The organism is Diplocloster hominis (genome assembly GCF_032380655.1).
GTDB classification, from domain to species: domain Bacteria; phylum Bacillota; class Clostridia; order Lachnospirales; family Lachnospiraceae; genus Diplocloster; species Diplocloster hominis.
Genome location: NZ_JAWDIY010000005.1, coordinates 179,665 through 201,753, shown reverse-complemented (window position 1 = coordinate 201,753; position 22,089 = coordinate 179,665). Strand labels below are relative to the sequence as shown.

The following is a 22,089-nucleotide window of genomic DNA, read 5'->3' as shown; positions in this document are numbered from 1 at the left end:
GAGTATACTTTGTTATCAGCTACGCCGGTTATCCGTTGTTTCATTTTGGAATATAGCTAAGAGGAATTGTAATTTAACTTTTTAAAGTAATGTTTCGATAGGAGGAAGTTTTCATGAATAAAACTGAAATGAAGAAAATTGTCAAAGCAGCCGACTATACTGCTGTATATTGCTATCACGAGGACCACGCGGGGTTTGTACCGCAGGAGCTTGTGGAGAATTCCGATGGATTGGTGAAAATCGTATTTCGTCCTTTTGATTTTGCTACGATCGCGGCTGTTTCTGAAAAGGTGGCAGAAGTCGTTGTACCGGAGGACGGCGGGTATCACCCGGAGATCAGGGACCTGCTGGTGTTGTATTATGTGTTAAGCCTCTCCGCGGATGTGAAGCTCGGGGACTTTGATGCAGAGGAAATGTACCGGTGCAGCCTGTCCCCCGTTGGAAAACTGGTCCGGACACAGACCAATGCGATCGGATTCCTGCAAAGACTGGAGGAGCTGTGTGATCAGAAGATTGAGTATCGGAAATCGATGGCTCTGAAAGGGAAGGATGGATTCAGTCAGTTGATGGAGGCGCTGGTGGACCGGGCGAAGGCTGGGGATTTCAGCTGGATGCAGCAGATTGACGGTGTAGGAGGGATTGACGGTATGTATAGCGGTATGTATGGCGACAGAACTGTCGGGGCTGGCAATGAGTCTGGATTGGAAGGGCAGGTCGCAACCGGTAATACAGTTGGCGCTTTCAGTAAGGATTCCAGGGGATCGGGGTCTGATGAGGCTGTCGGATTGGAACGGAAAGGTGTGGTGGCATAGGATGGGCTTGGCTTGGAAAGTCAGGCCAAAAAACAGGTATTGTGAAAGGTTGTTCCGGCGTTTGGAGGAGTGCCGGAATGACGAAAGGAGTGATTATATATGAGTGAAAATACAGAAAACATGGTTGCTGTCGGACTGGATCCTTCCGGTGTCCGGAGTGACCTGAAAGAAATACAGAATTATTTGAATCGGAATCCGGTGAAGCTGAGTTATACATTGGATAAGAGTTCGTTGAAGAAAACGGTGGATCAGTTATCGGCTCAGATATCTAAGAATTTGAAGATTGAGAAGATATCTGTGGATACGGGGAAGGTGAATAGTTCTATTGGTGGGGCCTTGAAGGGTGTTAAAGACATTACTGCAAGTACAATGAAATCAATGATTACCAGTGTGGGAACAAGAACCATTACCTCGTTTACAGATATCATTACAAGCAGTGGTAGGGTCAAATTATGCTGTTTTGCCCTCTATTAAAATATGCCACTGGGAAGTTTAGCAGTGATGTGTACGAGCTGTTTTTTACAGCAAGGACTTCCATAGTTAAATGACAGAAATGGAGTATGGGTGATGCCATACTCTCCCTTTCATAATTGGGGGACGGGAACGTCCGATAAACCCTGGATACTAAATCATAATGGCGACTTTATGATGGCAATAGTGAAAACTAACGGTATAGTAAAAACTCCAGTGTTTTGGATAATCCGCAGCCGACAGTTCTCATTGAGAACTAGGTTCATCGAGTATCAGGGTCATTTGGATTGTTGTATCAACAATTCATTAAGGTGTACTCAGGGCTACGGAGCAGCACACGCTCCGATATAAATTATGAGTCCGTATCTACCGACGGACTCGTGTGTAGTTGTGACATGTTAGCCAGCATGTTTCGGTAGAATGGCATAGTATAAAAATCAGAAATCACTGCCACAGTTTCTGCAGTGCCATTGTTTTCCTAGATTTGACGATGCAAGGCCAAATAAATCAGCGGATATAATTCTTGAACCTGCACTAATTTTTCTGGTATCTGTAGAATTACAATAAGGACAAGTTACTGTTACTCTATTTCTATGCATATTCCTTTTAAGCTCTTCATCTGACCTTTTCTCTTTTGCTAACCTTTCATCACGTAATACAGGATCAAAATCTGGACTATTAGCAATTATCTCTTCAACAGTTGCTTGTAACTTTTCTCGTTCTTCATCTGAAAGATCAAAAAAATCTTCCGTATTACAATCATATTTATTAAGTTCAATATTACAATGAGGGCACTTATCCCTTGGCATCACAGTATTCCATCCGCATTTTGTGCAATAATAAAAATAGTCCTCCATATCACTCATAAAACCGCCTCCTTTTTTAGTCTATTATAGCAAATATTAATATTAATCACAACAAAAAGTAGTCTGGTAAATCCAACAAAAAGTAAACCTACAGCGCTTTCTATGACACAAGGCATTCCTGTAAAATCTATTATAAAACAATATCAAAGTTATTTAAAATCAGGTGATGCCGCTGGAATGTCCCAGTTTAAAAAAGCGCTTCCTGAACTAAATTCATTTTTTCAAGGAGTAGAATCTGGGGAGAAAAAGTTCGATGATTTATCCCCCTATTTAGACAAATGTACTAGCTCCTTTGATTCCTTAGGTTCTGCCATTGATTTGACCACTGTCGGCACCACCTTTCTCAATTCCGCTTTAAGTGCAGGAATATTTGTTGCAGCAAATATAGCGGTAAGTGCTTTAGCCGCAATGTGGGATAAAATGAATGTATCGCTCGAAGAGATCCAGTCCAATATCGATACTTTAAAAACTAAAATAAGTGGTCTCCAGGACACCCGTGTTTCTCTTATTTTAGATATTAATAATAGTGAGGGCGATAAAAGTGCGTCAAAGAACCAATTGGTTAACATTGACAATCAGCTGCAATATGAAAAAGAGAGTTTAGAAATTCAACAAAAGGAATATGATAAACATGTTATAGGAGTACCTGGAACAGGTTTTGCGAAAGACAGTTTACAGCGCCAGTTAGAAAAAGAAAACAGCTGGTTTAGCTCAGATAGTTTTAGGACAGTATCTCAAGTTTCAGACAATATATTAAATACCACCAATGAGTTAAAAAAACGCTTAAAGAAGGCCGAAGAAGATTTAAAAAATACAGAAGGAAGTTCGTCTTATGAATCTAATCTTCGAAAATTAAACATCATCAAATCTGAAGCAGATATATATACGAATCAAGCATCAAAACAATATGGTGTTTTAATTGAAAAGCGAAATCAATTTAATGAGAATCTCATACAGGCACAGCAAGTTATTGATAATGGATATCTCACCGGTGAAGACCTTAAGACTGCGGAAACTCAGCGAGATGAATGGCAAAGTAAATTAGATGAAGCGAATTCCTATTTAGAAAGTATAAAAAAAGCTCAGCAGGAAACTGCCTTGTTAAAATTTGATAATCTCTCAACTTCCGACTTAGATACTTTGGATGATCAACAGTTAGAGATTCTGACCACACTTAACCTGGATGCCGATACAACTCATGCTAAGATCATGGCAGAGATCGGCAAAGTACAGGATGCCGCATCTCAAGAAAAGGTGACTATAGGACTTACAATCGATGAAAACGAAAGTATCGACAACTACAAGTCAACCGTTGAAACACTAGGAAATGCTCTCCAGAAATCTAGATCAGGAGATCTTGATAAATCAGACATCGGTGAGCTGGTTCGCGTATTTCCAACATTAGAAGGGCATTCCGAAGACCTGTCAGATGCAATTAGCGATCTTATTGATAATCAATTATCTGCATTATTAGAAATTATCGGAGAAGATAAACCGCCAGAAATTATAGACTGGGTCAAGCAATTAGCTGAGGTTGCAAAAAATGCAGACAATTCATTCAGCAGACTTTCTGATAAAATAGCAGGACTTTCCTCATTAAAAGAAGGTATGGGTAATTTAGGTGAGGCTTATCATGCATTAACAGAAGATCCTGAAGGACTAACTTTTGATAACTATTCCTCACTATCGCAAACATTTGGTGATTTAGATAGTTTCGAGAATTTCATCAGTGTAATTAGTAATTCCGCTTCCTCTATTCAAGAGATACAGGAATCCTTTAATGGGTTGACAGAAGAATATATCAAGCAACAGGGAATTATGGAAGATTTAAATCTTTCTAATGCCGATTTTGTCGCAAACCAACTTACAGAATTAGGGATTTTGAATGCAAATGAGATGGTTTTGGCAGCGCTGGGCTTAACACAAGAACAATATGCGCAAATAAAAGATGTCAGTAACGCACATGGCATTAATCTGGTAAATATTACAGCTGCAGAAATCGATGCACTTTCTAAAGAGAATATCATTAGCAGTGATGCCCAGCAGGCACTCTATACATATGCACTTCAAAAAGCATTGGCAAATGAAAATTCATTAAACACCAGCGCCGATATAGACAATCTTAGTGCATTAATAAGCGCTTTAGGTGGAGCCAACTCTGCTCTTAAAACGTATTCCTATGCGTTAAGCGCCAACCAACTAAGTCCCGAAACCATGGAACAATTAAGGCAAAATGCTTTAGATGAGATCGCTGCTGCCCGAAATTCCGTGTATACTAAGCCCCCTAAAGTAACTTCACCAATAATCGATTACTCTAAAGAGGGAAACTTTCTAAAATCATTTAAGGATAATGCAAAATCTGTTGCTGATACAGCAAAGAACACAGCTGATACTGTAAAAGATGCTGCCGACGAGGCCAAAAAAGCTCTCGATGAATTGATCAAAAAATTCGATGAATTAGGAAAAGGCCATAATCTGCGTCTAAGTTTATTTACTGACCGTGATGACAAAATCCAGGATGCCATTAAGCTTCAGGAGTCCCAAGGTAATCTCGTAGGTAAATCATTCTACGAAGAACTAATTAACTCTCAAAACAAACAAATACAAATTCTGACTCAAAAACGAAGCGATCTGGAATCTTTCCTTAACGACAGCGTATCCTCGGGGCAAATTGAAGTCGGCACAGAACAATGGTTTAAAATGACTCAAGCCGTCGAGGACACCAAAGATGAAATTATGAAATGCACCACCAATGTCGAAGATTTCCAGAATAAAATCAATGAGCTGCATTGGGAACAATTCGACAAATTCATTGATCGCCTCGATGGCTTAGACAATGAGATCCATAATATCATCGATATCCTCGGCAAAAAGGATCTTGTGGATGAGGATACCGGAGAATGGACTAATGAGGGACTCACTTCTCTCGCATTATATGGTGAAGCTTATGAACTGGCCATTAAGAAAGCCAGAGAATACAGCGATGCGATCGCTAAACTTAACGAAGCATATGCCCGGGGTGAGTATTCCACTCTGGAATACAATGAAAAACTCCAGGAATTAACCAACAAACAATGGGATGCAGTCAAAGCGGCCCAGGATGCAAAGGACGGAATCGTAGCTCTAAACAAAGCCAGAGTAGATGCCGTGAAAAAGGGTATTGAAAAAGAAATCAGCGCTACCGAAGAACTTATTAATAAGAAAAAAGAAGCTCTGGATATTGAGAAAGAAAGCCATGATTTTCAGGATTCCGTCAAGGAAAAACAGGATGAGATATACAAGCTTCAAAGACAGTTAAATGGTCTCTCAACAGATGACTCACAGGAAGCGGCCGCTAAGAAAAAAAAGATACAGTCGGAACTGACTGACAAGCAAAAAGAGCTGGACGAGATTTATTATGATGAATCTATTGATCAGCAAAAAGCGGCTCTTGATACTGAACTTGAAAATTATAAGGCGGATCAGGAAAATAAAATTACGCTTCTCGAAGAATCTCTTACCAACGAAGAAGAACTTATCAAAACCAGTCTTCAAACAGTTCAGGACAATCACACAGCTGTTTATGATACCCTAACACAAATGGGAGACGAATATGGCATTCAACTGTCCGCCGCTATTGTTAATCCATGGATAGAAAGCTCGGGCGCACTGGCCGAATTTACTACATCCTTTGACGAAAAAAAGAGCCATTTTACTACGGAATTAGGCAATCTGGGAAATGATTTCGAAGAACTCGGCAAAAAAGCAGATGAAACAGCTAAAAAAATACTGAATATGCTCAGTCAGATAGATCAGTCCTATAAATCCATGGATTCATCAGCTAGCGAAGGTTCTTCCTCCTCTTCAGGCTCAGGCGGTTCTTCTTCAGGCGGTTCTTCCACATCCAGCAAACCTTCCCCACAAAAAAGTAAGGACTGGAGAAGATGTCAGATTGTTACTTCCTTAGGAAAACTTATGGGAACATTCTCTTCTACTGAGGATGCGGAAGATTGGTTAAGTAGGCATAACGCTGAAGATGGTAAGGGGTATCATATTGTATACTATGCCCGGGGTACCCGCCACGCCTCCTCAGGTCTGGCCCTAGTCAACGAGCAGGGTACCGAAGCCATCTTCTCCAGAACCCCAACCGGTTCCTTCCACCTAATGAACGAGGGCGACCAGGTATTCACCAAGCAGCAGACTGACAATCTCTACCGTCTCTCCACCGCAGCCCCTTCCCTGCTTTTATCCGCCATGGCCTCTCCCGCTCTCCCCGGAATCGGAGCATCCAATCAGCAGCAAACCAACTCGCCAACCAACATTGACATCAAATGTCCAGTCTACATTCAGGGCAGCGTAGATAATCAGAATATCCAGAAAATCCAAAAACAGATAGACCATTCTATCCTCAAAGCAGTAGGAAAGCTGAACCAATCTCTTTACAAATCAGGTGCAAGAAGGGGATAACCAATATCCGACAATTACCGAAATACTATTAGATATTTTTCTAATTAAAATTTAAAAAAAATCTGTTACCCTGCCATACACACCAAAGTCCAATCAAAAAAACCTGTTATCTGGGAATCCTCAATCCAGAATACATAATCCGGGACATGTCCATTTCGAAATGGACATGTCCCAAGCTGTTATACATGTCTCCATCAACCTGCCTCAATCAAACCAACAATGAACCAAATGTAACCAACAAAGCAAAAAAACATTTAGGAGGTGTTGCTATGCCCGTCTATGGATCAAGCTTTATATACGACGGAATCAGCTCAGACCGCTACCAATTATTACTCGCCAGCATTGGCGACGAAACCGATGACGAAGTGGACATGGGCCTGAATGTCGAGCCTTTGGTATCCGAAAGCCCGCTTCCCTTTAAGCAGGATTACGGTATCCAGTATTCGAATCCCTTATCCTTCCGAATCACCGTAACCCACAAAGACGGTTCCTATTTCAGCTATTTTCAGATCCGGGAAATCGCAGCCTGGCTCACCGGCCGCCGGCATCCCTGCTGGCTTCAGATCCTTGATCCGGAGTACGATGATGTCCGCTACTGCTGCCGGGCCACGGAGATCTACAAAAGAAAACAATATGGAAAAGTCATCGGCCTGAGTATCGTATTTACCTGTAATTCATCCTTCGGCTTTTCCGATGAGATCTCCAAAAGCTTTATCATCGATAAACCCGATTACACCTTTACCCTTTATAACGACTCCGATGAGGAGACACCGGTCCGGCCGCTCATTACCTTACAAATGGCCCCTTCCTTCCCCACTTTGAAGATCGAGAACCTGACTACCAACGATACGTTTCAGTTAGATCACATCCTCTCCAGCGACACGGTCACCGTAGATAATCAGAATCAGATCATCCTGATCAACGGCCGCTATAAAAATCTGGGTTCAGACTTCAATCTTGGCTGGATCCATCTGAAACGCGGAGTTAATGAAATCAGAGTCAATGGAAACAGCTCCCTGAAATTTACCTATCGCTGCCTTCTGAAAGGCGGTGATCTGTAATGTCATATCCGTTTCATTTATACGACATGCCTGATCCCCCTACCCTCTATCTGTGTGAAGTGGATAAAGAAATCCTCGGAGCGCTTCCGGCTGCTGACATCAATCTGACCAGAAAGTTCAATGATATCGACGAGATCACCTTCCAGGTACCCAGAGAATACACCGATATTTACGGTACTAAAATCCTTACACCCTTGTATGATAAAATAGAAGCCCTCCGTTTGATCTACATTGAAAACTTTGGTTATTTTGAAATACAGGAACCTTCCATCGAAAAAGATGCGGTCTCGGAACATAAGGAATGCAGAGCCTACAGTCTGCAATATGAACTGACAAAAAAACGGCTGAAATCCTTTTATATCAACCAGTATAATGGAGAAGATATCGAAGGGGTAGAATTGTGGAACATCGATCACTCCAAGTCTTTGCTGCACCTGTGCCTGGAAAAATTTCCCCAGTGGAAGATCGGTAACGTAGATGCCAGCATCCGAACGCATATGCGCTCCTTTGAAATCGATGAACAGGATGTATACAGTTTTCTTACGAAGGACGTGGCTGATACTTTCGGCTGTGTCTTTGTGTTTGATACCATCACGAACACCATCGAGGTCTATGCCGAGGATAACATAGGGGAAGACACCAGCATCTACATTTCCTATGAGAATCTGGCAAATACCGTCTCTGTCAATTATAATGCGGACGATATCGTGACTTCGCTCACGATTCTCGGCGCCGACGGCCTGGACGTTCGAAACCTGAACATGGGGCAGGACAGCGTACTGGATCTCTCCTACTATCACACTTCCGAGTGGATGGGACAGGAACTTTACGATGCCTGGACCGCATATCTGGATAAATTCAATTCCAAAACAAAAGAATACGGGGATCTGGCCGCACAGGTAGATGCCAAAGATCTCGAGTGCTCTGAACTGATCAACCGAATGCCGGCTCCTGGTTCTGAAGAGGAGGACTGGACAAAATACGGCCGTGAAGCACTGTTACGAAAAATCAAAAGTTTAGAAACCACCAATCTCTTTAAGATTGAACTGGGCTGGTCGGATAAAGATAATCCGAATTATGAGCAATATAAAAAAGAATACGATAAATTATCTGCTGCAAAAGAAGAACTCGAGATACGCCGGAATGAAATTACCGCTGTCAATCAAGAGATCGAACAGATTCTAAATCAAATGAATGCGATAGCATCCGACGTCCATTGGAAGAATAATCTGACACCGGAGCAGCAAAAGAAAATAACCCGTTTCATAAGAGAAGACACCTGGCAGGATTCGAACTTTGTCGTCACCGATCACGAATCTCTGGTTGATGAACAGAATACCAGAAATGAGCTGTTCGAATATGGTAAAAAATATCTTACAAAAATCTCCAGGCCACAGCTCACATTCTCCATGGATATGAGCAATATATTCGCCCTGAAGGAATTCACCCCCCTGGCCGGCCGGTTTGATGTAGGAAACTACATTCATGTAACACTTCGGGAAAATTATTCCTTCCTGGTACGGCTTCTGCAATATACGATCTCATTTGACAATCCAACCGAATTCTCCTGTGAATTCGGTAATGCCATGCGCAGCAAAAGTGAGTTCGATAACCATTCAGACTTATTGGATCAGGCCGTGACTTCCGGAAAAACTGTAGCAGACTGGAAATCCTATTGGCAGAAATCGGCCGATCAAATCACGGATATCGACAAAATGATTAAAGATGGCCTGGATACGGCGATCACCTCCATTCATTCCTCATCTAACCGAAACGACATCACAATCGATGAAAACGGTATCCATCTTCGCATGCTTGAGGAAGATGGCAGCTACAGCAGCTGCGAAGCGATCCTGACCGGGAATAAGTTAATCTATTCCAGCGATAACATGGAAACAGCCAAGACCGGTCTGGGACAATTTGAGGTTGAAGGTCAAAAAATATACGGATTGATGGCCGAAGCTGTTTTATCCGGTTATGTCGCCACCTCTCATTTAGTCGCTAATGAAATTACCAACGGAAACAACTTTAAAGTCACACCAAACGGCGATGTAACTGCCAAAAGTATAACAATCCTGGGCGGGACGATCACTTGGGATAAGGTAAACAAACCGGATAATATGGCCACGAAGGATGAAATACCCAAAGTTCCCGATTACCTCAATAGCACCTATATCAGCGCCACGGAGATTCGTTCTCCTAATATTATCGGCGGCCATCTGAAAATCATCAACAGTACCGGTACCGTTTCCTCAGAGATCACACCCGATGGAAGGCTGACCGCCACGGGCGCTTCCATCTCCGGGAATCTCACTGCCACCGGCGGTACGATCGGCGGCTGGCAGATCACCAATGACAGTATCAGCAGTAACGACGTATTTATCAGTTCTAACCCGTCGAAATATGCCTTTGCCGCCGGAGGCCATAATCCGGATGGAAATGATGCATTGACCAGGATCGGACATAACGGATTGCTGTACACCGAAAACGTTATCATCAACGGCGGTGAAGAAGACAGTGTAAAATGTATCGTACATAACACTGGTGGGACCTACCAAACCGACCTCTATGGAGGAGGTTTCCACATATTTCAGACCTCTAACAAAGACATCGTTGTCAAAGCCAACACGAACTCTCTGGTAGTGAAAAACGGCAAAGAAGAAACGCAGGTTCATTCCCAATTTGTATCCGTACTGGACAACGGTAACGGAACTATCTACACTACGGATGGTCCGGAAAAAAGATCCGGAGCTGAACTGAAATCTAACTTTTTTATTCCAGATAATCTGTTGGATGATGTGCTGAACACCGATGTATATTCCTATAATTACAATAGTTCACTGGCCCGTGGAGTAGACTATACAACCTACGGATTTGTAATCGGCGACGGCTACAAAACCAGTGACAAGATTCTAAGCAAAGATGGCCAGCGGATTAACATGTACTCCTCAATCGGCGTCCTCTGGGGCGGCGTCAAGGAATTGGCCGCCAAAGTATCCGCCCTCGAAGAAAAGATCAATCAGCTTACCGCCCCCCAAACCAACATGCAACACACAAAAACGCAACCCACAAAAACCCCACCCACGAACCAGGAGGTGAACTAATTTGCAAGAATTAATTAAAGTTGACATCGGCCGGTTCGAAGACCGAATCTTTGCAGAATTTCAGCAGGGAGAGCGCGGAAGCCGCGTTCTCCTGGTAGAACCCCGCCTACACGGGGAACCCTATCCCATCCCCGAAGGAGTAAAAGCAAAGATCCAGTACGACAAACCGGACCGCAAAACCGTAACCAAAAATGTAGAGATCACAGATAACAAAGTGGTCATCCCCTTCACCGAGCAGATGTGCACAACCGAAGGCATCTGCGTCTGCAAGATTTCTTTTTATACAGATACCCAATTCAACGAAGCCGGTGAAGCCACCCAGGAAATCACCATATTAAAATCCGCCCTTTTCAAAATCAAAATCTCCGGCGGCATGATCGATGAAGCCCATATTATAAGCTCCGATGAATTCAGCGATCTTTTAGTCATCCTCGGCCGGGCAGACAAAGTCTTCAACGACTTCGCGATCCTCAATGAGGAGTTCCGGCAGATCTCTGACGACTGTATACAAGCCACGGAGGACAGCCGTCAGCTAAGCGATGAAATAACTGCCGCAGAAGAACAGCGGGATCTTCAGGAAAATGCGAGAATATCTGCGGAAACAGCCAGAGATGACGCGGAATCCACCCGCAGTTCCAATGAAGAAATCCGGCAGAACGCTGAGAACGTTCGAATCCAGACAGAAAATTCCAGAAAAGCAGCAGAAACCTCCAGAAGCAGCGCTGAAGAAGCCAGATCCACAGCCGAAGCAACAAGAGCTTCACAGGAATCTGCCAGAGTTTCCGCAGAAAACAACCGGAAAACATCCGAATCCGACAGAGTTACAGAGGAAAACAAACGTAAATCTGCGGAATCCGCCCGTGCTGCTGCGGAAACCGACAGAAACCAGGCTGAAGATACCAGAATCGGTCAGGAAATCGAAAGGCAGAACGCCGAAAGCGTCCGCGATTCTGCTGAAGACATCCGGAAAACTCAAGAGACAGCCAGAGTAACGGCTGAACAGAACCGTGTAAAAGCGGAATCTGACAGAGTAAACGCCGAAAAAGACAGAGCCGCTGCCGAAACCACAAGAGCATCCCAGGAATCTGCCAGAGTTTCTGCAGAAGATAGCCGTAAGATTGCTGAATCCGCCAGAGTTACAGAAGAAAACAAACGCAAATCTGCGGAATCTGCCCGTGCTGCTGCGGAAACCGAAAGGGGGCAGGCAGAAGATACCAGAGCCAGTCAGGAAACCGCCAGACAGAATGCCGAAAGTACCCGCGCATCCTCAGAGAGCACCAGAATTACACAGGAGGCCGACAGAGAAACTGCTGAACAGAACCGTGTAAAAGCGGAAACCTCCAGGGTAAACGTCGAAAAAGCCAGAGTCACCGCGGAAACCACAAGAGCCTCCCAGGAATCCGCCAGAGTTTCCGCGGAAGACAGCCGTAAAACTGAGGAAACCTCCAGAGTATCAGAGGAAAGCAAACGCAATACGGCGGAAACCGCCCGAAACACAGCGGAAACCAAAAGGAACCAGGCCGAAGATACCAGGGTCAGCCAGGAAACCGCTAGGCAGAACGCTGAAAGCACCCGCGCTGCTTCAGAAGATGCCAGAATCGCACAGGAGACCGACAGAGAAACTGCTGAACAGAACCGTGTAAAAGCGGAAACCTCCAGGGTAAACGCCGAAAAAGACAGAGCCACCGCGGAAACTACCAGAGACACCCAGGAATCTGCCAGAGCCTCTCAGGAATCTGCCAGAGTTTCCGCGGAAGACAGCCGTAAAACAATGGAATCCGCCAGAGTAGCCGAGGAAAACAAACGCAAGTCCGCGGAGACCGTACGCAGCACAGCAGAAACCAACAGAAACAAGGCCGAAGATACCAGGGTCAGCCAGGAAACCACCAGACAGGATGCTGAAACTGCCCGTGCTGCTGCAGAAGACACCCGTAAGACTCAGGAGACCAGCAGAGTTACCGCTGAGCAGAACCGTGCAAAGGCGGAAACTGCCAGAGTCACCGCCGAGACATCCCGGGCAACCGCGGAATCTGCCAGGGTAACTGCTGAAAACAACCGGAAGACCGCAGAGTCCTCCCGGGTAACCGCGGAAACCAACCGCAGTTCCGCAGAATCTGACCGGGCCAAAGCCGAAACCGCCAGGGCTCAGGCAGAATCCACCAGATCCAGTCAGGAAACAGCCCGAAAAAATGCAGAGTCTGCCCGTGTAACCGCAGAAAACACCCGGGTATCCCAGGAAAACAGCCGTAAAACCGCGGAAGAAAACAGAGCCGATGCAGAAGCTGCCCGCGTAACCGCCGAAGAATCCCGGGAAGCAACAGAATCCACTATAGCAACAGCCGAATCCAACCGTAAAACTGCGGAATCCGGACGGGTTTCAGAGGAAAACAAGCGCAAAACGGCAGAGACGAACCGGGCCACAGCAGAATCTTCCAGGGTTCAGACAGAGAAATCCAGAGTTACCGCAGAGACTGCCAGAGTTACTGCAGAGACTGCCAGAGCTTCCGCAGAATCCGCCAGAGTTCAGGCTGAAAATACCAGAAAGTCCCAGGAAACCAGCCGGGTCACTGCGGAACAAAGCAGGGCAAGTGCCGAATCCACCCGTGTATCAGCGGAAAACACCAGAAAAACCGCGGAAACCGCCAGACAGACTGCAGAAACAAAGCGTCAGACAGACACAGCCGCCGCTATTACCCGGGCGAACGAAGCCGCACAGGCCGCAGAAGATCTCGTGAACGGAGCCGACGTCGTCACGAATGCCCAGTTAAACGCTGTTGACAATAAAATTGGAACTCTGCAATCCTTACAGACCACATCAAAGACAAACATTGTATCCGCTGTTAACGAGATAAAAAATGCAATTCAAACGATCTCTTCCATCCAGATTCCTATAAAACTCTGGTCTACGAATACCTATACCATCACAAATTCTCTGATTAAAGCAAACAGTATCTGTGATGTATATTTTTCTAACGATTCTCTGGCAGAAGCAGCCAAATCCAGAATCACAGGGGAAACTTTCTCCGGCCGGCTGGTACTCACAGCTCAAAAAACCCCATTGGCCCAATTAACAATTGACGTGATAAAGGTGGTGAATCCCTAATGCCAGTACGATTTAATTTAGAAGGAGGGATCGATCCCTCGAAGGCAAATGCGACAGAAACCCAGGTGCTGTCCGGAAATACCTTTTTCTCCGGCTCCGATACAGACATCCGGACCGGAACCATGACGAACCGGGGCAGCGTCACTTCTTCTTTAAACTGTGGAGGCAGCTATACCATCCCGGCAGGTTATCACAACGGAAGCGGCAAGATCACCGCAAACAGCCTGGCCAGTCAGACCTCCGCCACTGCTGCTGCCTCCCATATACTAACAGGAAAAACCGCCTGGGTCGGTGGAAGTAAAATAACCGGTACAATGCCAAACAGAGGTAATGTATCCGGCTCCCTGAACTGCGGCGGCACCTATACTGTTCCTGCCGGCTATCATGCCGGCAGCGGCAGGATCACTGCAAACAGTCTGGCCAGTCAGACCTCTGCCACAGCATCTGCCGGGCATATCCGTTCCGGTTATACCGCTTGGGTAAATGGTGCAAAAATCACCGGTACCGCCGGGGTAAGATACTATTGGTCCGGAACAGGTTATATCATTAATGGTAATTACCTTCAGGTCCGGCCTGGTTTTAATCCTACTCTTCTGTTTGGCCGGGCTCATTTAGCAGACTGGTGGTACACCGTATCACTAGATCCTTACGATGCAACGATCTCATGGCTCACAAAGCAGAATGACCACTGCTGGTTAAATGGCGGCGTTGCCCGCTATTCCGACGGACCGGACATTCCAGGCTTCGGCGGAGACGGCCACAGCGGATCCGGCAACTATTCCGTCACCTGCAGTGCATAATAATTTGAGAGGAGCGAAATTACTTGCAGCAAAATCCCAATTATCTTCCGGACCGTGAGACATCGGTCCGGGATGTTTCCGTTCATTTTCCCTCATTTACCATCCCCGCCCATTCCTGGGAAAACAATCTGTTTATCATGTACAGCGATGTATTCCTGGAAGGGGTCAGCGCTGTCGATATTACCTTCGATCCGCGCAGCATACCGGATATTCCAAAATATGGTATACAATGTCTCATCGAAGAAGGACGGCTCTTATTTATCGCCGCCGGAGGAGTCCCGCCAAGGGATCTCTATGTAAAATCGGTTGATATCCACAATCATCTCTATAAAGAAAGACTCTACGACAAATACGATTACGAAGAATTTAATCAAGGGAGGAAATCAGAATGAATCAATTAAACTCTGTCGTTGTTATTTACGACAATACCGGTAAAGTATGGTATCAAGGCTCCGGCCTGGGCACCCCGGACGGTCTGCAGTACATGGAACTGCAGCTGGAACCCGGTGACTACGTGGAAAGCATGGATGTTACCACAACGCCGCACACACCGGTGATCCATAAAGGAATGATCACCATGGATGAACTGAAAACACAGATCGACGATCTGACACTGGCTATGGCCGAATTACTGGGGGTGTAAATGATGCCGCAATGGAAATTAAATATTTTTGTAAATGCAATCAAAGTCCGTATGGAACGCGAAGACAGAACCGCGGCGGACATTATTCAGGAATATACGAAATTAACAGCTTCGGAAAAAGAAGAAATTCTCGCCCAATTATAAAAGATTGGAGGTGTTCATATGCCTGTTAGATTCAATACAATATCCGGGGGCACAGATACCTCCGACGCCACCGCCGCTGAAGCGCAGGTGCTCTCCGGGCAAACCTTTTACGCCGGGGAGGCGGACACCGTCAGGACAGGCAGTATGCCCAACCGGGGCAATATCTCCCAAACCTTAAACTGCGGCGGATCATATACCGTCCCTGCCGGCTACCACGCCGGCGGCGGAAAGGTCACCGCCAACAGCCTGGCCAGTCAGACCTCTGCCACCGCTTCCGCCTCTTCTATCCTGACCGGCTCCACTGCCTGGGTCAACGGAAGTAAATTAACCGGTACCATGCCGAACCGCGGCAGCGTAAGTTCTTCCCTCAACTGCGGCGGTTCCTACACGATACCCTCAGGTTACCACAGCGGCAGCGGCAGAATTACCGCCAACAGCCTGGTCAGCCAGACCTCCGCCACCGCTTCCGCCGGAAACATCCACTCCGGATACACCGCCTGGGTCAACGGTTCCAAACTTACCGGGACAGCAGGTGTCCGGTATTACACCACCGGCATAGGCATATCCAGCAGCGACGACCGGCTCTGGTGTAGCTGCGGATTCTACCCGCAGATGATTATGGCCAATGCCGACATTGAAGGATATTGGTACATCCTGTCCATGGATTCGTCCAACAACGTCTGGAGTGTGAAATGGGGCAACGGTCAAACCCACGGGGCCCTTGGGGGAACCGCCGTCAGACAGTCCAACGGAGTGACACTTCCTCTGATCGCGGACGGCCACGCCCGGAATAAAAACTATAATTTTATTGCATTTGGTTAACCAGAAAGGAAGTGATACCCATTGAAGCGATAATCACCTATTTTAGCACCCACATCGTCGAGTGGCTTTTCGGTGCGGCAGCCACTCTCGCATTATTCGGTTACCACCGGATCAGCCGCTCTATCAAAGAACAGAAAGAAAAAAATGATGCGATCGCGGAAGGTATACAGGCACTCTTACGGGAAAATATCATACAGTCCTACAATCACTACAAGGATAAGGGCTACTGTCCCATATACGCCAAGGAAAGTATCCGCAGAATGTACCATCCCTACCATAAGCTGGATGGAAACGATGTGGCCACCAAATTAAAAGACGAACTTCTGGCTATGCAGACCGAAAAAGAATCCCTCACTCCCCATATCGTCAACTAATCATTACTAGGAAGGAGTATTACTATGTTTACTGGAATCGATTTAAGTTATCACAATGGATCTGTTAATTTTTCCCGCGTAAAAGACGCCGGTTGCCAATATATAATCCTGAGGGCCGGATACGGCAAGAACAACATAGATCAGGCCTTCGAGCGCTATGCCGCCGCCTGTGCAAACCAGGAGATCCCCTTCGGCATCTACTGGTTCAGCTACGCTTTGACCGTGGATATGGCCCGTCAGGAAGCCCGCTATGCAATCGAGGCGGTCCGTAAATATAATACAAAATGCCTCATTGCCTATGACCTGGAATACGACTCCGTCCGGTACGCCCGTACCAAAGGCGTTCCTATAGACCGTGAACTTGCAACGGAAATGGCCCGTGTTTTCTGTGAAGAAGTGTCTATTGCCGGCTACATTCCTGTCCTGTATTCCAATAAAGATTATCTGAAAAATTATTTCGACCTCGACCGGATCGATGCCTATCTGTGGTACGCCCGATACACCTCCAAGCTGAGTGATACGGAAAAACGCTCCTGCGCCATTTGGCAGAAAACTTCATCCGGAAATATCCCCGGTATCAGCGGAAAAGTCGATGTCAACGAATTCTATACGGATTTCGAAAATACTGCTGCACCTGAGGAAGCCGTTCCTTCTAATCCATCGATACCCGCCCGCAACCTTCACATCCTTCAATTCCAAAAGGCTGCGAACACCGACGGTTATCGGGATATGAACGGACATCCTCTGGTCGAAGACGGCTTGGATGGACCGAAAACCCGGTATGTGCGTAAAAAGGTCGCACTGAAAGCAAAAAAATCCGGATTAAAAATAGCGGTCGGCTCCAGAGGGGCTCTTGTAAAATACTGGCAGAATCGTACCAATGAAATCCTGGGAACCTCGATCAAAGAAGATGGCTATTTTGGAAAAGAAACACATTACAATACCGGGGCTTTACAGGAAAAATTAAATCTGTCAAAAGATTATATCGTAGGATATAATTCATTCACTGCGGTATTTTATCATTAATAATAAGAAGTATCACACGTATTACTGAGCATCAGAAATTCTAATATCGCTTAAAATAGAAATAAGAGTCATAGCCTTTAAATAATTCCCATGATTTTACGAAATCGAAGGAAACCTATTTAAATAAGTTATGACTCTTTTTTTTCGATTTTCTAACTCTGTCCCGCTCCGGTTTTAAAGCATTTCCCTACCCCTGTTTCTCCAGCACATCCATCAGCTTATTCTTCACCCTCTGCAATGCGTTATCCACCGATTTCGGCGTTTTCTCCAGGGCTGCCGCGATCTGTGCGTAATTATTGCCGGCCAGATAACGGTCCAGCACTTCCTTCTCAAAATCGCTCAATGACCGATCGATCCGCTTCTCCAGCGACACGGCGGCTTCCTGGTCGATCAGCAGCTCCTCCGGATTCTTATCGGAAATGGACTGCAGCGCTTCCACCAGCGTAAGTCCGTCCTCACCGCCTTCCGAGGTATCCTCATACAGGGAGACATATGTATTCAGCGGCAGATGTTTCTTCCGCCTGGACATCTCCACCGCACTGTAGATCTGTCTGCTGATGCACAGATCGGCAAAATGAAAGAAGGAGGCTTCCCTTTCCTCCCGGTAATCCCGGATCGCCTTGAACAGTCCGATCATCCCCTCCTGGATCAGATCATCATTGTCCCCGCCGATCAGGTACATGGCCCGCGCCTTCTTGCGGACCAGATTCTTATATTTTTCCATGATAAAATCCGTGATTTCTACCTTTCCGCTCCGAAGCATCCGTATCAATTCTTCGTCGGAATAATCACCGTATGTTTTCATCTTCTACCCCAACCGTTGTCTGACGATCTCGTACGCCAGAATTCCCGCTGCTACCGATGCATTCAGTGAATCGATCTCGCCCTTCATCGGAATAGAGGCGGTCAGATCACATTTTTCTTTTACCAGACGGCCGACGCCCTCTCCCTCGCTGCCGATCACCAGTCCGATCGGTCCGGTCAGGTTCAGCCGGTACATAAGCTCTCCGTCCATATCCGCGCATACGAACCACATGCCCCGCTCTTTCAATTCCTCGATGGTGGCGCCCAGATTCGTGACCTTGGCTACCGGCGTGTAATTCAACGCCCCGGCAGAGGTTTTCGCCACAGTGGCTGTCAGTCCCACGGCCCGCCGCTTCGGTATAACCACACCATGCGCGCCTGCCAGATTCGCCGTCCGAATGATCGCGCCCAGATTGTGGGGATCTTCGATATTGTCCAGCAGAATCAGAAACGGCGGTTCGCCTTTCTCCTCAGCCAGCCGGAACATGTCATCGATATCGGCATATTCATAGGCTGCGGCATAGGCAATCACTCCCTGATGCTTACCGGTCTCCGACATCTGATTCAGCCGCTCTTTGGTGACGAACTGGATCATCGTGTCATGCTTTCTGGCTTCCCGGGTTATCGTGGAAACCGCCCCGTCCCGGCATCCATCCAGCACAAACAGCCGGTCGATGGTCTTGCCTGAGCGGAAAGCCTCCAATACGGCATTTCTGCCTTCTATCGTAAATTCTTCATATCGCATCCTGCTTGTAAACTCCTTCTGGCGTAACTCTCTATACGCTCCTTATTCAACTTCTATTTTTTATCTTTTTATATTCTTAAAATTCCGATTTTAGCTGCTTCCATAGGCTGCTTCATTCAACTACTTACTCTGACTGCTTCTTTCAACTACTTCCTCTGGCTGTTTCTTTCAACTACTTCCTCTGACTGCTTCTTTCAACTACTTCCTCTGACTGCTTCTTTCAACTACTTCCTCTGGCTCTTTCTTTCGGCTACTTCCTCATGATGCTTCTTATGGCTACTTCCTCAGACTGCTTCTTTTGTCTGCTTCCTTAGGCCACTTCTTTTAACCCGGCCTTCACAAGGTCCACCATACGCTTATATTCCCCGCTCAGATACAGCCAGCCGATCAGCGCCTCAAACCCAGTGGCCCTGCGGTAATCCGCCACCGTGGCATTTTTCGCCATAGTAGGTGATTTGGCGTTACGCCCGCGCTTATAAACCGCCATTTCCTGATCTGTCAGAAGCGGTTTTAACACTTCCATCATGGCCGACTGTGCCGATGCCTTTACCAGCGCGCTGGCCCGCTTATGCAGTTTGGCTGCCTTCGTATTGCCCTGCTCCACCAGTATGGTACGGATAATCAGCTCGTAGACTCCGTCCCCTATATAAGCCAAAGCTAACGGAGAGTATAGGCCCACATCCACCGCCGGCAGCTGGAAAGCTCCCTTCATGTAGGCAATCAAATCCACGCTGCCATTTGCTATATTTTTACTTGTATCCACAGTTTTACTATTTTCCGTACTTATGCCGCTCCCTACATTTACCCTTACGCTCTCTTCCACTTTACACCTTCCCGGGTATCTTCCAGCAGGATTCCCATATCGGCCAGCTGATCCCGGATTTCGTCCGCCCGCGCGAAATTCTTCGACTTTCTGGCATCCTGGCGCTCCTGGATCAGTGCTTCGATATCCTCATCCAGAATCTCCTCTTTCTTCAATACGATCAGGCCCAGGATGTCGCTGAGCTTCACAATCATATCCAACAGGTTCTGGAGGAAATCTGCGGACCGTTCTGCGCCGGCATGGGTATTGGCGAACTTCACCAGCTCAAACAGCGCGGATACCGCATCTGCCGTGTTGAAATCGTCATCCATAGCCTCCTCGAACTTTTTAATAAAGGAATCCGCTTCCTCAATCAGCTTTCCTTCCTCTTCGCTCCTGTTCCCCTGTCCGGCCGATTTCACCAGATGTTTTAAATTTTCAGCCGCGGTTACGATCCGGTCCAGGCCGTTTTTGGCCGCTTCCATCAGATCTGCGCTGAAATTCAGCGGGCTTCTGTAATGAGCGCTCAGCATGAAGAAACGCAGTACCTGAAGATCGTACTTTTCACTGATATCGCGGACAGTGAAGAAATTGCCCAGAGACTTACTCATTTTCTTATTGTCAATATTTAAAAATGCGTTGTGCATCCAGTATTTCGCAAAAGACTTTCCGCTGGTTGCCTCACTCTGAGCGATCTCATTCTCATGGTGCGGGAAAATCAGATCCTCGCCGCCGCCATGGATGTCGATCTCATCACCCAGATATTTTTTTGACATAACAGAGCACTCAATATGCCAGCCGGGACGTCCTTCACTCCAGGGAGACTCCCAGTAAGGCTCCCCTTCTTTTTTCGGTTTCCAGAGCACGAAATCCATGGGGTCCTCTTTCTGCTCCGCCACGGCGATTCTGGCTCCTGCCTCCAGGTCATCGATATTTTTCTTAGACAGCTTACCGTAATCCTTGAATTTTCTGGTCCGGTAATAGACTGTGCCATTCACATCGTAGGCGTACCCTTTCTCGATCAGCGTGCCGATCATATCCAGCATACTGCAGATCTCCTGGGTTGCCAGAGGATGAACGGTGGCTGGCTTCACATTCATGCCGGCCATATCCTTTTTACACTCTTCTATATACCGCTCTGCGATCTCATTGGCCGATACGCCTTCTTCAATGGCTTTGTTGATGATCTTGTCATCCACATCCGTAAAATTCGATACATAATTCACATCGTATCCTTTGTACTCCATATACCGGCGCACTGTGTCGAAGAAAATCATCGGCCTGGCGTTTCCGATGTGTATCAGATTATAGACCGTAGGGCCGCAGACATACATTTTCACCTTGCCCGGCTCCAGCGGTATGAATTCCTCTTTTTTTCTGGTCAGTGTATTGTATAACTTCATTTTTCTTCTCCTTTATCCAGCTTTTCTTCCAGTCGGGACAGACGCTCCCGCAGTTCCATATTTTCTTTGCGCAGCTGCGACAGATCGCTCAGCACCGGGTCCGGCAGATGGATCTGGTCCATGTCACTTCTCGGTATCTTGATATTATCCTGCTTTACGATACGCCCTGGTACACCCACAACCGTGCAGTTGGGAGGTACTTCCTCCAGCACCACGCTTCCGGCCCCGATCTTGGAATTCTCTCCGATCGTAAAGGAACCCAGAATCTTCGCCCCTGCACTCACCATGACGTTATCCTTCAGAGTCGGATGCCGCTTGCCGTGCTCTTTGCCTGTACCACCCAGGGTGACGCCCTGATATAAAGTAACGTTATCTCCGACGATGGCGGTCTCTCCTATGATTACCCCGCTCCCATGATCGATAAAAAACCCCTTTCCGATCGTGGCTCCCGGGTGAATCTCGATCCCGGTCTTCCTGGCTCCGCGCTGTGAGATCCATCTGGCCCAGAAGTAATGGCCCGACAGATACAGCTTATGCGCCAGACGGTAGTGCAGGATCACCTTAAAACTGGGATACAAAAGAACCTCCATGCCGGTCTTGATGGCAGGGTCCCGCTCCCTGATTACTTCTATTTCTTCCTTAATATAACGTATAATCCCCATA

Annotated in this window: 17 protein-coding genes and 1 pseudogene; 12 read left to right on the top strand and 6 right to left on the bottom strand. The window is 46.6% G+C overall.

The features are described from left to right. Positions 1-113: 113 nt before the first annotated feature. Entirely contained in the window at positions 114-812 is a 699-nt protein-coding gene (locus tag ABC831_RS06865) for a hypothetical protein (RefSeq protein WP_343247483.1), read from the top strand. Between the two features lie 99 nt (positions 813-911). Next, the gene (locus ABC831_RS06860; RefSeq protein ID WP_343247482.1) at positions 912-1,286 is read left to right on the top strand and encodes a hypothetical protein; all 375 of its coding nucleotides are present in this window, start codon (positions 912-914) and stop codon (positions 1,284-1,286) included. A gap of 434 nt (positions 1,287-1,720) precedes the next feature. On the opposite strand, the gene ABC831_RS06855 is transcribed toward ABC831_RS06860, so the two are convergent. After that, positions 1,721-2,149: a hypothetical protein gene (locus ABC831_RS06855; RefSeq protein WP_343247481.1), complete on the bottom strand. Its 429-nt coding sequence runs from the start codon at positions 2,147-2,149 to the stop codon at positions 1,721-1,723. 102 nt (positions 2,150-2,251) lie between these two features. Between ABC831_RS06855 and ABC831_RS06850 the strand changes: the two genes are divergently transcribed. The 10 genes from ABC831_RS06850 to ABC831_RS06805 all read left to right on the top strand — a co-directional run bounded on the left by ABC831_RS06850 (position 2,252) and on the right by ABC831_RS06805 (position 17,672). Next, positions 2,252-6,595: a hypothetical protein gene (locus ABC831_RS06850; RefSeq protein ID WP_343247480.1), complete on the top strand. Its 4,344-nt coding sequence runs from the start codon at positions 2,252-2,254 to the stop codon at positions 6,593-6,595. A gap of 269 nt (positions 6,596-6,864) precedes the next feature. Continuing rightward, entirely contained in the window at positions 6,865-7,656 is a 792-nt protein-coding gene (locus tag ABC831_RS06845; protein WP_343247479.1) for a phage tail domain-containing protein, read from the top strand. Beyond that, complete coding sequence (locus tag ABC831_RS06840) at positions 7,656-10,760, top strand: phage tail protein (RefSeq protein ID WP_343247478.1); 3,105 nt, start codon at positions 7,656-7,658, stop codon at positions 10,758-10,760. Before ABC831_RS06845 ends, ABC831_RS06840 begins: the two co-directional genes overlap by 1 nt. Before the next feature lies 1 nt (position 10,761). Next, entirely contained in the window at positions 10,762-13,863 is a 3,102-nt protein-coding gene (locus ABC831_RS06835; RefSeq protein ID WP_343247477.1) for a hypothetical protein, read from the top strand. Continuing rightward, positions 13,863-14,663: a hypothetical protein gene (locus ABC831_RS06830; protein ID WP_343247476.1), complete on the top strand. Its 801-nt coding sequence runs from the start codon at positions 13,863-13,865 to the stop codon at positions 14,661-14,663. The genes ABC831_RS06835 and ABC831_RS06830 overlap by 1 nt, the downstream gene beginning before the upstream one ends. A gap of 23 nt (positions 14,664-14,686) precedes the next feature. Then, complete coding sequence (locus tag ABC831_RS06825; RefSeq protein ID WP_343247475.1) at positions 14,687-15,055, top strand: hypothetical protein; 369 nt, start codon at positions 14,687-14,689, stop codon at positions 15,053-15,055. After that, entirely contained in the window at positions 15,052-15,306 is a 255-nt protein-coding gene (locus ABC831_RS06820; RefSeq protein WP_343247474.1) for a hypothetical protein, read from the top strand. The genes ABC831_RS06825 and ABC831_RS06820 overlap by 4 nt, the downstream gene beginning before the upstream one ends. Positions 15,307-15,468: 162 nt before the next feature. Beyond that, complete coding sequence (locus ABC831_RS06815; RefSeq protein ID WP_343247473.1) at positions 15,469-16,272, top strand: hypothetical protein; 804 nt, start codon at positions 15,469-15,471, stop codon at positions 16,270-16,272. Positions 16,273-16,283: 11 nt separating this feature from the next. Continuing rightward, on the top strand, positions 16,284-16,646 hold the full coding sequence (locus ABC831_RS06810; RefSeq protein ID WP_343247472.1) for a hypothetical protein: 363 nt from the start codon (positions 16,284-16,286) through the stop codon (positions 16,644-16,646). A gap of 24 nt (positions 16,647-16,670) precedes the next feature. Further along, the gene (locus tag ABC831_RS06805; RefSeq protein WP_343247471.1) at positions 16,671-17,672 is read left to right on the top strand and encodes a GH25 family lysozyme; all 1,002 of its coding nucleotides are present in this window, start codon (positions 16,671-16,673) and stop codon (positions 17,670-17,672) included. 187 nt (positions 17,673-17,859) lie between these two features. Here the strand turns inward: ABC831_RS06805 and sigH are convergent, their stop codons facing one another. From sigH to epsC, 5 genes and pseudogenes are all read right to left on the bottom strand, one after another. Continuing rightward, complete coding sequence (sigH, locus tag ABC831_RS06800; protein ID WP_343247470.1) at positions 17,860-18,477, bottom strand: RNA polymerase sporulation sigma factor SigH; 618 nt, start codon at positions 18,475-18,477, stop codon at positions 17,860-17,862. Positions 18,478-18,480: 3 nt separating this feature from the next. Beyond that, positions 18,481-19,242, bottom strand: a pseudogene (rlmB, locus tag ABC831_RS06795) (23S rRNA (guanosine(2251)-2'-O)-methyltransferase RlmB); the annotation flags it as partial. Between the two features lie 289 nt (positions 19,243-19,531). Further along, positions 19,532-19,933 carry a Mini-ribonuclease 3 gene (locus tag ABC831_RS06790; RefSeq protein ID WP_343247530.1) on the bottom strand — a complete coding sequence of 134 codons (402 nt, stop codon included), beginning with the start codon at positions 19,931-19,933 and terminating at the stop codon, positions 19,532-19,534. Positions 19,934-20,028: 95 nt separating this feature from the next. Continuing rightward, positions 20,029-21,426: a cysteine--tRNA ligase gene (gene cysS / locus ABC831_RS06785; protein ID WP_343247468.1), complete on the bottom strand. Its 1,398-nt coding sequence runs from the start codon at positions 21,424-21,426 to the stop codon at positions 20,029-20,031. Further along, on the bottom strand, positions 21,423-22,088 hold the full coding sequence (epsC, locus tag ABC831_RS06780) for a serine O-acetyltransferase EpsC (RefSeq protein WP_343247467.1): 666 nt from the start codon (positions 22,086-22,088) through the stop codon (positions 21,423-21,425). Before epsC ends, cysS begins: the two co-directional genes overlap by 4 nt. Position 22,089: the final 1 nt, after the last annotated feature.

What these genes read in the sequence shown, in the direction of transcription:
- ABC831_RS06865 (WP_343247483.1), top strand. Translation starts at nt 114, where the DNA reads ATGAATAAAACTGAAATGAAGAAAATTGTCAAAGCAGCCGACTATACT.
- ABC831_RS06860 (WP_343247482.1), top strand. Translation starts at nt 912, where the DNA reads ATGAGTGAAAATACAGAAAACATGGTTGCTGTCGGACTGGATCCTTCC.
- ABC831_RS06855 (WP_343247481.1), bottom strand. Translation starts at nt 2,149, where the DNA reads ATGAGTGATATGGAGGACTATTTTTATTATTGCACAAAATGCGGATGG.
- ABC831_RS06850 (WP_343247480.1), top strand. Translation starts at nt 2,252, where the DNA reads ATGACACAAGGCATTCCTGTAAAATCTATTATAAAACAATATCAAAGT.
- ABC831_RS06845 (WP_343247479.1), top strand. Translation starts at nt 6,865, where the DNA reads ATGCCCGTCTATGGATCAAGCTTTATATACGACGGAATCAGCTCAGAC.
- ABC831_RS06840 (WP_343247478.1), top strand. Translation starts at nt 7,656, where the DNA reads ATGTCATATCCGTTTCATTTATACGACATGCCTGATCCCCCTACCCTC.
- ABC831_RS06830 (WP_343247476.1), top strand. Translation starts at nt 13,863, where the DNA reads ATGCCAGTACGATTTAATTTAGAAGGAGGGATCGATCCCTCGAAGGCA.
- ABC831_RS06820 (WP_343247474.1), top strand. Translation starts at nt 15,052, where the DNA reads ATGAATCAATTAAACTCTGTCGTTGTTATTTACGACAATACCGGTAAA.
- ABC831_RS06815 (WP_343247473.1), top strand. Translation starts at nt 15,469, where the DNA reads ATGCCTGTTAGATTCAATACAATATCCGGGGGCACAGATACCTCCGAC.
- ABC831_RS06805 (WP_343247471.1), top strand. Translation starts at nt 16,671, where the DNA reads ATGTTTACTGGAATCGATTTAAGTTATCACAATGGATCTGTTAATTTT.
- sigH (WP_343247470.1), bottom strand. Translation starts at nt 18,477, where the DNA reads ATGAAAACATACGGTGATTATTCCGACGAAGAATTGATACGGATGCTT.
- ABC831_RS06790 (WP_343247530.1), bottom strand. Translation starts at nt 19,933, where the DNA reads ATGAAGGGAGCTTTCCAGCTGCCGGCGGTGGATGTGGGCCTATACTCT.
- cysS (WP_343247468.1), bottom strand. Translation starts at nt 21,426, where the DNA reads ATGAAGTTATACAATACACTGACCAGAAAAAAAGAGGAATTCATACCG.
- epsC (WP_343247467.1), bottom strand. Translation starts at nt 22,088, where the DNA reads ATGGGGATTATACGTTATATTAAGGAAGAAATAGAAGTAATCAGGGAG.